General features: G+C 59.9%; 10 protein-coding genes, 1 tRNA gene and 2 pseudogenes. 10 read left to right on the forward strand and 3 right to left on the reverse strand.

Annotation, left to right across the window (positions count from 1 at the left end; all coding sequences use genetic code 11):
- Positions 1-5 precede the first annotated feature (5 nt).
- Entirely contained in the window at positions 6-299 is a 294-nt protein-coding gene (locus TU80_RS04285; protein ID WP_026139887.1) for a BolA family protein, read from the forward strand.
- A gap of 17 nt (positions 300-316) precedes the next feature.
- Here TU80_RS04285 and TU80_RS33300 read toward each other — a convergent pair.
- Positions 317-439: pseudogene (locus tag TU80_RS33300) on the reverse strand (outer membrane lipoprotein carrier protein LolA); the annotation flags it as partial.
- An 86-nt stretch (positions 440-525) separates the two neighbouring features.
- On the opposite strand from TU80_RS33300, the gene trhO reads away from it, so the two are divergent.
- The 5 genes from trhO (at position 526) to TU80_RS04310 (ending at position 7,299) form a co-directional block, all read left to right on the forward strand.
- Entirely contained in the window at positions 526-1,467 is a 942-nt protein-coding gene (gene trhO / locus TU80_RS04290) for an oxygen-dependent tRNA uridine(34) hydroxylase TrhO (protein WP_017845867.1), read from the forward strand.
- Positions 1,468-1,470: 3 nt separating this feature from the next.
- Positions 1,471-2,106 carry a DsbA family protein gene (locus TU80_RS04295; protein WP_057003905.1) on the forward strand — a complete coding sequence of 212 codons (636 nt, stop codon included), beginning with the start codon at positions 1,471-1,473 and terminating at the stop codon, positions 2,104-2,106.
- Positions 2,099-3,916, forward strand: a complete 1,818-nt coding sequence (locus tag TU80_RS04300; RefSeq protein ID WP_046382588.1) for an ABC transporter ATP-binding protein — start codon at positions 2,099-2,101, stop codon at positions 3,914-3,916. The genes TU80_RS04295 and TU80_RS04300 overlap by 8 nt, the downstream gene beginning before the upstream one ends.
- Before the next feature lie 71 nt (positions 3,917-3,987).
- Positions 3,988-6,450, forward strand: a complete 2,463-nt coding sequence (locus TU80_RS04305; protein WP_046382589.1) for an EAL domain-containing protein — start codon at positions 3,988-3,990, stop codon at positions 6,448-6,450.
- A 78-nt stretch (positions 6,451-6,528) separates the two neighbouring features.
- Positions 6,529-7,299, forward strand: coding sequence for an iron-containing redox enzyme family protein (locus TU80_RS04310; protein ID WP_186355089.1), 771 nt, complete (start codon positions 6,529-6,531; stop codon positions 7,297-7,299).
- A gap of 21 nt (positions 7,300-7,320) precedes the next feature.
- Here the strand turns inward: TU80_RS04310 and TU80_RS04315 are convergent, their stop codons facing one another.
- Both TU80_RS04315 and lldD read right to left on the reverse strand, forming a co-directional pair.
- On the reverse strand, positions 7,321-8,247 hold the full coding sequence (locus TU80_RS04315) for a GGDEF domain-containing protein (RefSeq protein ID WP_046382591.1): 927 nt from the start codon (positions 8,245-8,247) through the stop codon (positions 7,321-7,323).
- 304 nt (positions 8,248-8,551) lie between these two features.
- Positions 8,552-9,694 (reverse strand): FMN-dependent L-lactate dehydrogenase LldD, encoded by a 1,143-nt coding sequence (lldD, locus tag TU80_RS04320; protein ID WP_046382592.1) that lies wholly within the window; start codon positions 9,692-9,694, stop codon positions 8,552-8,554.
- Positions 9,695-9,795: 101 nt separating this feature from the next.
- Here lldD and TU80_RS04325 point away from each other — a divergent pair, with 101 nt between their 5' ends.
- From TU80_RS04325 to TU80_RS04340, 4 genes and pseudogenes are all read left to right on the forward strand, one after another.
- The gene (locus tag TU80_RS04325; RefSeq protein WP_057003906.1) at positions 9,796-10,680 is read left to right on the forward strand and encodes a LysR family transcriptional regulator; all 885 of its coding nucleotides are present in this window, start codon (positions 9,796-9,798) and stop codon (positions 10,678-10,680) included.
- Between the two features lie 83 nt (positions 10,681-10,763).
- Positions 10,764-10,839, forward strand: a tRNA-Asn gene (locus tag TU80_RS04330).
- 122 nt (positions 10,840-10,961) lie between these two features.
- Positions 10,962-11,849, forward strand: a complete 888-nt coding sequence (locus TU80_RS04335; RefSeq protein ID WP_057003907.1) for a ParA family protein — start codon at positions 10,962-10,964, stop codon at positions 11,847-11,849.
- Positions 11,846-12,055 (forward strand): annotated as a pseudogene (locus TU80_RS04340) (DnaB-like helicase N-terminal domain-containing protein); the annotation flags it as partial. The gene TU80_RS04335 and the pseudogene TU80_RS04340, both read left to right, overlap by 4 nt.
- Positions 12,056-12,178: the final 123 nt, after the last annotated feature.

A 12,178-nucleotide genomic window follows, 5' to 3' on the forward strand; every position in this document is an offset into this window, starting at 1 on the left:
CAGGAATGACCATGCAACAGCGTATCGAAACGGCGCTTGCCGCCCTGGGCCCGGACCACCTGAGCGTGCTGGACGAAAGCCACATGCACAGCCGTGGGTTGCAGACCCACTTCAAGGCCGTGCTGGTCAGCCAGCAGTTCGAAGGGCTTAACCGCGTCAAGCGCCACCAGAAGGTCTACGCCACCCTGGGTGACCTGATGAGCGAGTTTCATGCGCTGGCGCTGCATACCTATACGCCTGAGGAATGGGCGAAAACCGACGCAGCCCCGGCCTCGCCGACCTGCGCTGGCGGCCATTGACGGGTTGATGTTGAATTTACTGTAGGAGCGAGCTTGCTCGCGAAAAAACTCAGAGCGCCGCTGGGCGTCAGGTTATCCGTGTCATCGTTCACGACCTTCGCGAGCAAGCTCGCTCCTACAGTTAACGGTTCATCCCTGATAGAATCCGCAACGCGCCGCTTAGCCGGCGCGTTTTTTTTGCATCCGGTTCACCCCTTACGAGGGTAGCCACCTGGAGAGAACACCCATGACTCAACCGATTGTCGTGGCGGCACTGTATAAGTTCGTCACCCTCGAAGATTACGTCGCCCTGCGCGAGCCCCTGCTGCAGGCGATGGTCGACAACGGCATCAAAGGCACCTTGCTGATCGCCGAAGAAGGCATCAACGGCACCGTTTCCGGCAGCCGCGAAGGCATTGATGGCTTGATGGCCTGGCTGAAGAACGACCCGCGCATGGTCGATATCGACCACAAAGAGTCGTACTGCGACGAGCAGCCGTTCTATCGCACCAAGGTCAAGCTCAAGAAAGAGATCGTGACCCTGGGCGTCGAAGGCGTCGACCCGAACAAAAAAGTCGGTACCTATGTCGAGCCGCAGGACTGGAACGCGCTGATCAGCGACCCGCAAGTGCTGTTGATCGATACGCGTAACGACTATGAAGTGTCCATCGGCACCTTTGAAGGCGCGATTGACCCGAAAACCACCAGTTTTCGCGAATTTCCCGACTACATCAAAGCCAACTTCGACCCGGCCAAGCACAAGAAAGTCGCCATGTTCTGCACCGGCGGCATTCGTTGCGAGAAGGCCTCCAGCTATATGCTCAGCGAAGGCTTCGATGAGGTTTACCACCTCAAGGGCGGCATCCTGAAGTACCTCGAAGAGGTGCCGCAGGCCGAGACCAAATGGCAGGGCGACTGCTTTGTGTTCGACAACCGCGTCACTGTGCGCCACGACTTGAGCGAAGGCGACTACGATCAATGTCATGCCTGTCGCACACCGGTTAGTGTGGAAGACCGCGCATCCGAGCACTACGTGGCGGGCATCAGTTGCCCGCATTGCTGGGATAAGCTGCCGGAGAAAACCCGTCGCAGCGCGATCGACCGGCAAAAGCAGATTGAATTGGCCAAGGCTCGCAATATGCCGCACCCGATTGGCTACAACTACAAGCAAACCCCTTCCGAGGCCTGAACCATGTCCGCGCGCCTGCTCTACATAATGGACCCGATGTGTTCCTGGTGCTGGGGCTTTGCTCCGGTAGCCGAGGCGTTGGTCGAGCAGGCCCAGGCGGCCGGCGTGGAGTTGCACCTGGTGGTGGGCGGCTTGCGCACCGGCAGCGGCGCGGCGCTGGACCCGTCGACCCGGCGCTATATCCTGGAACACTGGCAGGCGGTCACCGACGCTACCGGGCAGACGTTCAAGCATGAGGGCGCGCTGCCCGACGGTTTTGTCTACGACACTGAGCCGGCGTGCCGCGCCATCGTCACCGCGCGCAACCTGGCGCCGGATTGCGCGTGGAAGCTGCTGGGGCTGATCCAGCATGCGTTTTATGTCGAGGGGCGCGACGTGACCCTCGCCAGTATTCTGGTGGAGCTGGCGGAAAAAGCCGGCATACCGCGTATCGAGTTCGCCGGGGCGTTTGACCGCGCTGAGCAGCACGCCGCCACCGCCGCCGATTTCACCTGGGTGCAGGATTTGGGGATCGCCGGTTTTCCGACGTTGCTGGCCGAGCGCAATGGCCAGTTGGCCTTGCTGACCAATGGCTACCAGCCGCTGTCCGAGCTGTCGCCGCTGCTCGGCCGCTGGCTGGAGCGAGCCGCCTGTGCCTGATCAGCCTGACACAGAGCCCTCCCACCGCGTCGATCGACTGACCTGGGCGGAAATCCGCCGCCTGGCTTTGCGTCACAAGAAATCCCTGTGGATCGCCAATGGTGTCGCCGTACTGGCGACCCTGTGCAGCGTGCCCATCCCCCTGTTGTTGCCCTTGCTGGTCGACGAAGTACTGCTGGGCCATGGCGATGCCGCGCTCAAGGTAATGAACCACGCGCTGCCCCTGGGCTGGCAGAAAGCCGCCGGTTATATCGGCCTGATGCTGCTGGTGACGCTGGCCCTGCGCTGTGGTGCGCTGGTGTTCAACGTGGTGCAGGCGCGCTTGTTTGCGCGGCTGGCCAAGGACATCGTCTACCGCATCCGCGTGCGCCTGATCGAGCGGCTCAAGCGTATTTCCCTCGGCGAGTACGAAAGCCTCGGCAGCGGCACCGTCACCACGCACCTGGTCACCGACCTGGACACGCTGGACAAATTCGTCGGCGAAACCCTCAGCCGTTTCCTGGTGGCCATGCTGACCCTGGTCGGCACCTCGGCGATTCTGGTGTGGATGCACTGGCAACTGGCGTTGCTGATCCTGCTGTTCAACCCACTGGTGATCTATGCCACGGTGCAGTTGGGCAAGCGCGTCAAACACCTGAAAAAACTGGAAAACGACAGCACCTCGCGCTTCACCCAGGCGTTGACCGAAACCCTCGACGCCATCCAGGAAGTGCGTGCCGGCAATCGCCAGGGCTTTTTCCTCGGGCGCCTCGGCCAGCGCGCCCAGGAAGTGCGTGACTATGCTATCCACTCCCAATGGAAAACCGACGCCTCCAGCCGCGCCAGCGGTTTGCTGTTCCAGTTCGGCATCGATATTTTTCGCGCGGCGGCCATGCTCACCGTGCTGTTTTCCGACCTGTCCATTGGCCAGATGCTCGCCGTGTTCAGCTACCTGTGGTTCATGATCGGCCCGGTGGAGCAGTTGTTGAACCTGCAATATGCCTACTACGCGGCGGGCGGGGCGCTGACGCGGATCAACGAGCTGCTCGCCCGTGCCGATGAGCCGCAATATGTCGGCGGCGCGGACCCGTTCACTGGGCGCGAAACGGTCGGCATCGACGTGCGTGGCCTGACGTTCGGCTATGGCGAAGAGCGGGTGCTCGACCAGTTGAACCTCAGCATCGAACCCGGTGAGAAGGTCGCGATTGTCGGCGCCAGCGGCGGCGGTAAAAGTACCCTGGTGCAACTGCTGCTGGGGCTGTACACACCGCAGGCCGGCAGTATTCGTTTCGGTGGTGCAACCCAGCAGGAAATCGGCCTGGAGACTATCCGCGAGCACGTCGCGGTGGTGCTGCAACACCCCGCGCTGTTCAACGATACCGTGCGTGCCAACCTGACCATGGGCCGCAACCGCAGTGACCAGGCGTGTTGGCAGGCCCTGGAAATCGCCCAGTTGGAGGCGACCGTCAAGGCGTTGCCCCTGGGCCTGGACAGTGTGGTGGGACGCTCTGGCGTGCGCTTTTCCGGCGGCCAGCGCCAACGCCTGGCGATTGCGCGCATGGTCTTGGCCGAGCCGAAGGTAGTGATCCTGGATGAGGCAACCTCGGCCCTGGACGCCGCCACCGAGTACAACCTGCACCAGGCGTTGGCGCGGTTTCTCAGTGGGCGGACTACACTGATTATTGCCCATCGGCTTTCGGCGGTGAAACAAGCTGATCGGGTGCTGGTGTTCGACGGTGGGCATATCGCCGAGGACGGCGACCATCAGCAACTGATCGCGGAGGGTGGCTTGTACGCCAAACTTTACGGGCACTTGCAACAAGTGCGTTGATTTAGCCTACGCTGTGCTATTAGGAGCGGATGTTCGCGTGCGTATTCAGCTGTGCATGTGCAAGGGACTTCATGAAGCAGAAGCGGACTCTCGGAACGCCAAGGTTGTTGGGCATTGTCTGGCCCTTTATTGCCGTCGTATTGTTCCAGGCATTATTAGGCTGTGTCAGTCTGTATGTGCTTTCAGCGGTGCGCGTCTATGTGGGCGGCGAAAGCCTGTGGTCCAAGGGCCAGAAAGACGCCATCTACTATCTGACGCTGTACGCCGATAATCGCGACGAAGCCACCTACCTCAAATACCAGCAAGCCATTGCCGTGCCCCAGGGCGGGCATGAACTGCGTGTCGCCCTGGACCGTCCTGCCCCCGACCTCAAGGCGGCGCGCGAGGGGATCATCAAGGGTGGCAACCACCCGGACGACGTCTCCAGCGTGATCTGGCTGTACCTCAACTTTCGCCATTTCAGCTACCTGGAAAAAGCCATCGAACTGTGGACCGTGGGCGATGGCTACCTGGTCCAGCTGGATGATTTGGCCCGGTCGATGCACCGGGCGATCACCGCGGGTCAGGTCCATGACGACGATGTGCGGCAATGGAAGGCGCATATCTTTGCCATCAACGACGGCGTGACGCCGGCGGCCAAGGCGTTCAGCGATGCCTTGGGTGAAGGCTCGCGCGTCGTCCTGCGGCTGTTGCTGATCACCAACCTGGCCACGGCCTTGTGCCTGATCGCCCTGGCGCTGCTGCGTACCCACAAGTTGTTGGCGCAGCGGCACGCGTTCGCCGATGCCCTGCAAGTGGAGAAGGAGCGGGCACAGATCACCCTGGAGTCGATCGGCGATGGGGTGATCACCACCGATGTCGATGGCGCCATTGCCTACATGAACCCGGCCGCCGAGGCCCTGACGCGCTGGACGTCGGCCCATGCCCAGGGCCTGCCCCTGGCGGCACTGTTCAACCTGCTGGATGAAAATGCTCAGCCCGATGGTTTTGCGCTGATCGAGCACATCACCAAGGGCCGCTTGAGCGGCGGCAGCGAACACTCCAAAACCATCCAGCGCCTGGACGGCAGCACCGTTTCGGTGACCCTGGTGGGCGCGCCGATCCGCAGCGCCGGCAAAGTCAGCGGCGCGGTGCTGGTGCTGCACGACATGACCCAGGAACGTCAGTACATCGCCAACCTGTCGTGGCAAGCGACCCATGACGCGTTGACCGGGCTGGCCAACCGTCGCGAGTTCGAGTTCCGCCTGGAACAGGTGCTGCAACAGGTCGCGCGTGAGCACAGCGGGCGGCATGCCTTGATGTTCCTAGACCTGGACCAGTTCAAGCTGGTCAACGACACCTGCGGCCATGCGGCAGGCGACGAGCTGTTGCGGCATATCTGCGCACTGCTGCAATCGGATCTGCGTGAAGGTGACACCCTGGCGCGACTGGGGGGCGACGAGTTCGGCATCCTGTTGGAGAACTGCCCGGCGTCGGTGGCGGAAAAAATCGCCGAAAGCCTGCGCCACACGGTGCAGAACCTGCATTTCGTGTGGAAGGGCCGGCCGTTCATGACCACCGTCAGCATTGGCCTGGTGCATATCTCCCAGGTGCCGACCACCCTGGAAACGTCGCTGCGCGCCGCCGACATGGCCTGCTATATGGCCAAGGAAAAGGGCCGCAACCGCGTGCAGGTCTACCACGCGGACGACTCCGAGCTGTCCTTGCGCTTTGGCGAGATGGCCTGGGTGCAGCGCCTGCACATGGCCCTGGAAGAAAACCGTTTTTGCCTGTACTCCCAGGAAATCGCGCCCCTGGGGCACACCGACGCCGACAATGGGCACATTGAAATCCTCCTGCGCCTGCATGACGAGGCCGGCCGCATCATTCTGCCCGACAGTTTCATTCCGGCCGCTGAACGTTACGGGTTGATGAGTTCCCTGGATCGCTGGGTGGTGGACAACGTGTTCAACCTGATTGCCCGTTGCATGCATGAGCGTCCGGGCCGGCCCATGGCAATGTGTGCGATTAATCTGTCAGGCATAACGATTGGTGATGACGCTTTTCTCGGTTTTTTACGCGAGAAGTTCGCGGCTTACAGTGTTCCGCCAGAAATGATTTGTTTTGAAATAACTGAGACCTGCGCTATTGCCAATTTGGGCAGTGCGATTCGCTTTATTAATGAACTCAAAGCCTTAGGTTGCCATTTCTCACTGGATGACTTCTGCGCCGGAATGTCCTCATTCGCTTATCTGAAACATTTACCTGTAGACTTCCTGAAGATCGATGGAAGTTTCGTAAAGGATATGCTGGACGACCCGATTAACCGCGCCATGGTCGAAGTGATCAACCACATCGGCCACGTCATGGGTAAGCGCACAATTGCTGAGTTTGTTGAAACGCCGCACATCGAACAGGCATTGCTTGAGATTGGTGTGGATTACGCTCAGGGCTATGTGATTGAACGCCCGCAATTGTTTACCTTTGATAGTTTGCAGTGTCGACCTGTGCGGCCGCAGCCTCTGTTATTCAAGGCGCCCGGCACATTCCGCTGAAACATTTGCTGGTCTGTACAATCACACTTAAAAAGGAGCCTTACAGTGATCGACACCTTCAACCGAACCGGCCCGCTTATGGAAGCCTCGAGTTACCCCGCCTGGGCTCAGCAATTGATCCAGGACTGTAGCGAGAGCAAGCGCCGAGTTGTCGAACACGAACTGTATCAGCGCATGCGTGATAACACGCTGAGCGCCAAGACCATGCGCCAATACCTGATCGGTGGCTGGCCGGTGGTCGAACAGTTTGCCTTGTATATGGCACAGAACCTCACCAAGACCAAGTTTGCCCGTCATCCTGGCGAGGATATGGCGCGGCGTTGGCTGATGCGCAATATTCGGGTGGAATTGAACCACGCCGATTACTGGCTGCATTGGGCCCGCGCCCACGGCGTCAGCCTCGAAGACCTGCAAGCACAGAACGTACCCCCGGAATTGCATGCACTGAGCCATTGGTGCTGGCACACCAGTTCGGCCGATTCGTTGATCGTTGCGATCGCCGCCACCAACTACGCCATCGAGGGCGCGACGGGGGAGTGGTCCGCGTTGGTGTGCTCCACCGGCGTTTATGCGGCAGCCTTCCCCGAGGAAGACCGCAAGCGCGCGATGAAGTGGCTGAAGATGCATGCCCAGTACGACGATGCCCACCCTTGGGAAGCGCTGGAAATCGTCTGCACCCTGGCCGGTACGAACCCCAGCCGACAACTGCAGGCAGAGCTGCGCCAGGCCGTGTGCAAGAGCTACAACTACATGTACCTGTTCCTGGAAAACTGCATGCGCCTGGAGAAAGACAAACCGGCGGCAGCACCTGTTCGCGAGCGCCTGGTGCGCGTCGCCAGCGAAGCGTGATGTGAAACGCGTGGCGGGGGTTTACCCCGCCATTGCCAAGCGGTTGCGACCTTCGCGCTTGGCCACATACAAGGCGCTGTCGGCCCGACGCAACAGGCTTTCGGCAGACTCGGCAGGCAACAACGTCGAGCAGCCCAGGCTCACCGTCAGATCGATGCGTATGTCATCCGCCCAATATTCCTGGGCCTGTGTCGCCTGGCGCAGGCGCTCGCCGACGACCGCCGCCGCATCCCGGCCGGTGTTGGAGAGCAGGATCAGGAATTCTTCCCCGCCAAAGCGGAACACCATGTCCACATTGCGCAACTGGCCCTTGATCGACGCAGCCACGGCGCGCAGTACCTTGTCGCCGGCCGCGTGGCCGTGAGTGTCGTTGATGCGTTTGAAGTGATCGATGTCGAGCATCAGCAGGGACAACGGGGTCGAGTGTCGCCGCGCCATGTCGATTTCCCGCTGCAGGGTCTGGTCCATGGCGATGCGGTTGCCGGTTTCGGTCAACGGGTCACGCAGGGCGCTGCGGGTCGCGGCGCGATAGAGCAGGGCGTTACGCATCGGGTAGAGCAGGGTGGCCAGCAGTGATTCGAGTTGACTCAGTTCTTCTTCCATCAAACGTTGGTTGCGACGGAATACCAGCTCGCCCAGATGTTCGCCTTCATGGCTCAAGGCGTAGCTCACCGAATGATGGCCGCGATGGCCGAATTCCAGGCGCAGGTCACTGGCCTGATGGCTGTAGTGCAGAGCGTCCAGGGGCACCAGGCGCTGGATCTCGCGAAAGAACAGACCGAGGATGCATTGCGGTTCCAGGCTGGTCTGCAGTTGCAGGCCCAGTTGTTGGCGCAGTTGTGCAACCGTGGTGGGGCGGTGCGAGAGAGGGGATGACTGACTAAAGCCCAGGCGTTGCAATTTGGCACTGTCGAAGTCAATTGCGTGGAGCTGGGGCGGGTTTTTCATAAGCAGTCGGCCTCTAAGCACTTAGCTGTCTTACAGGCTCGATGAGAGTGGCGAGTGCCAAGCGTCTTACTGTTCCTTCAGTTCCGTAAAACATTGGAAACAGTTTAAACCGCTTTGCCAGGGGTTATAACCCTTGGGCACTGCCACACGTCTTGTCATCGCTTAACCTGCTTGAAAGGGCTAGAGCGAGATTCATGCCACTTTGTTTTATTTTGAATAAAATCCTTATAAATCAAAGGCTGTTTATGGGGTCAAAAACAGCCATGGCGAAAGGATGTCAGTTATTTGGCAGGTGACGGCGGTTTTACCCGCCGTACTGAACCAGCGTGGTGGCGTCGATCTGCTCGATCGACGTCACGCCGGTCAGCGTCATGGCCACACGCATTTCCTTGGCGAAGATATCCAACAGGTTTTCCACCCCGTGCTGGCCATCGGCGGCCAACGCATAGGCGGTCGAACGTCCCAACAGGCATGCCTTGGCGCCCAGGGCGAGCATGCGTACCACGTCGAGCCCGGAGCGGATGCCGGAGTCCACCAGCACCGTCAGGTCATCGCCGACTGCCTGGGCAATGGGCGGCAGTGCCTTGGCGGTGGAGAGCACGCCGTCCAACTGGCGGCCGCCATGGTTGGAGACCACGATGCCATCGGCGCCGAAGCTCACTGCGTCCTTGGCGTCCTGCGGGTCGAGGATGCCCTTGATGATCATCGGGCCTTTCCAGAACTCGCGTATCCACTCCAAGTCTTTCCAACTGATCGACGGGTCGAAGTTGTTGGCCAGCCAACCGACGTAATCTTCGAGGGTGGTGGGCTTGCCCAGGTACTTGGAGATATTGCCCAGGTCGTGTGGGCGGCCCAGCACGCCGACATCCCAGGCCCATTGTGGCTTGGTGACGGCCTGCAGCATCCGGCGCGCCGAGGCATACGGCCCGGACATGCCCGAGTGTGCATCACGATAACGCGCGCCCGGCGTCGGCATATCGACGGTGAACACCAGCGTCGTCACCCCGGCGGCCTGCGCCCGTTCCAGCGCGTTACGCATAAAGCCGCGGTCCTTGAGCACATAGAGCTGGAACCAGATCGACTGCGCGCTTTGCGACGCCACTTCCTCGATCGAACACACCGACACCGTCGACAGACAGAAGGGAATCCCCTTGTTGGCCGCCGCCTTGGCCGCCTGCACCTCGCCGCGCCGTGCGTACATACCGGTCAAGCCAACGGGGCTGAGGATGATCGGCATGGCATGTTCCTGACCGAACAGCGTGGTCTTCAAGCTCAGGCTATCCACGTTGCGCAGAATGCGTTGGCGCAGGCTGATCTCGGCCAGGTCCGAACTGTTGGCACGCATCGTGTGTTCGGCGTAGGCGCCACCGTCGATGTAGTCGAACAGGAAGCGCGGCAGCTTGCGCTTGGCGGCGGCACGGTAATCGGATGCCGACGAAATGATCATGAGCAGTGACTCCACAGGGCAAAGGGGGGTTACGGTAAGCAAACTTCTGGCATGATAAAAACAACTTTTATCGCTAGTGCCCAGTCGCAAAAGGAATACCGATGAACCTGAGAACACTGCGTGTCTTCGTTGAGGTGGTGCGCCAGGGCGGGTTTTCCCAGGCGGCGCAGGTGGTGTCGCTGACCCAGTCGACGGTGAGCAAGGCCGTCAAGACCCTGGAAGAAGAACTGGGCGCGCCGCTGCTTAATCGTCTTGGACACAAGAACGAACTTACCGCCGCAGGCGAAATTGCCTACCGTCGCGCCCTGGTGCTGCTCGCCGAACGCAGCGATCTGGTCGCCGAGATCAACGACCTGCGCGACCTCAAGCGCGGCGTGCTGCGCATCGGCCTGCCGCCGGTGGGATGCGGCGTGCTGTTCGCGTCTATGTTCGCCACCTACCGCAACCGCTACCCGGACATCGATATCGAACTTACCGAGCACGGCAGCAAAAAACTGCATGAATGCCTGGACGCCGGAGAGGTCGACCTGGCGGCCCTGTTGCTGCCGGTAGACGATGGCTTCGACTACCAGCCCGTGCGCAATGAGCCGCTGATGGCCGTGCTGCCCATGAGCCATGCGCTCGCGCGGCGCAAGCGCATCGACTTCACCGACCTCGCGGATTCACCGTTCATTCTGTTCGAAGCCGGTTTTGCCCTGAACGCATTAATCCTCGCCGCCTGCGAACGCAAGGGCGTGACGCCCCGCGTCACCGCCCGTAGTGGGCAGATCGACTTCATCGTCGACCTGGTGGCGGCAGGGCTGGGCGTCGCCTTCCTGCCACGCATGCTCGCGCACAAGCACCAGCACGCCGGCATCGCCCTGATCCCCTTGGACGAACCCCACACCGACTGGCACATCGCCCTGGCCTGGCGCGCCAGCGCCCACCTGCCACCCGCAGCGCGCGCCTGGCTGGACCTGGCCAAGGAAATGGCCCACGCAGGGTAAAAGCCGAACGGGTTATCCGATTGCGTTCGGCAATGCCAGGTAGTGCTTGACTTGTCCTTTTTAATCAGTAACATACGGTGAATTCCGCGATAGCTCAGTTGGTAGAGCAAATGACTGTTAATCATTGGGTCCCTGGTTCGAGTCCAGGTCGTGGAGCCAGATAGGAAAAAGCCTGCAGCGATGCAGGCTTTTTTTTGCCTTGGATTTTTCCGGGGTGATCAAAGCGCACAGCGTGACCAGCATGAATGCGTCTCTAATCCTACGATTCAGAGGTAAATATCGTGAAAGTCGCTGCAGTCGTTTCAACCAAAGGCGGGCCGGGTAAAACCACGGTCGGCGTCAATCTGGGCGCGTTCTGCGCCGATGCAGGGATCCGCACCCTGCTCATTGATCTGGATAATCAGCCGTCTCTGTCCTCATTCTATGCGCTATCGCATGAGGCGCCTGGTGGAACCTATCAACTGATCGCGAATAACGAGACTCGGGCCGACCAGGTCATTTCGCAGACCTGCATTCCTAATCTCTCATTGATCCATTCCAATGATCCGTTCAATCAGCTGGGAAATTTGTTGCTCCATGCTGCTGACGGGCGCCTTCGTCTCAAGAATCTGTTGCCGGCTTTCGAGCAGGACTTTGATCTGATTCTGATCGATACCCAAGGTGCTCGCTCCATCGTGCTGGAGATGGCATTGCTTGGGGCACAAATGGCTATTTCGCCCATCACCCCGGATATGCTGACTGCACGAGAGTTTCAGCGTGGAATGCTCCAGCTCTACCGAGACCTTGAACCCTTGGCCGCACTGGGCGCAGTGACGCCAATGCTGAATGTCGTGATCAACAAGCTTGATGCAACCAATGATGCAAACCTGATCTATCACACGCTGACCGAAACCTTTGCTGATCATCCGAAGGTCCAGATGATGCAGACCACTATCCCGGCGGCAGTGAGTTTTCGTCGGGCTGCCACAGAAGGCATTCCTGCGCACCGACTGGAGTATCGCCTCCCCACTTACCGCCGTTCACCAACCGCCTTCAAAGTCATCAAAGACCTCTCAATCGAGCTATTTCCCGAATGGCGCTCGAAATTTGAAGCGCTGAACGAAGAGCGTCTGAGTCAGAACATATCGTTGTTATCGAATAGGGTGGCCTTGGGGAGAGCTGCGGTATGAGTCTCCTTGATCTAGCCCCACCTCATTCGGTTGAGGCCGAGCAAGGCGTGATCGGTGGCCTGATGCTCGACAACTCCACATGGGACCTCATCGCGGACGTCCTCTCTGCGGACGATTTCTTCAGACGTGATCACCGCCTGATTTACCAGGCAATTGAGCAGCTCGCTTCACGCAGTTCACCTATCGACGTTGTCACTGTCCTTGAACGAGCCCCATGAAAGACAGGACACCGTTTCCCCCTTACGATAAGGGATAGGCAAACGGTTATGTTTATGACTAACAGCAACGATAAGAGTGGTGAGCTTTTGGGTCAGGAGCGGCGACGCCGC

Origin of the sequence: Pseudomonas veronii (genome assembly GCF_001439695.1) — a bacterium.
Lineage (GTDB): Bacteria > Pseudomonadota > Gammaproteobacteria > Pseudomonadales > Pseudomonadaceae > Aquipseudomonas > Aquipseudomonas veronii.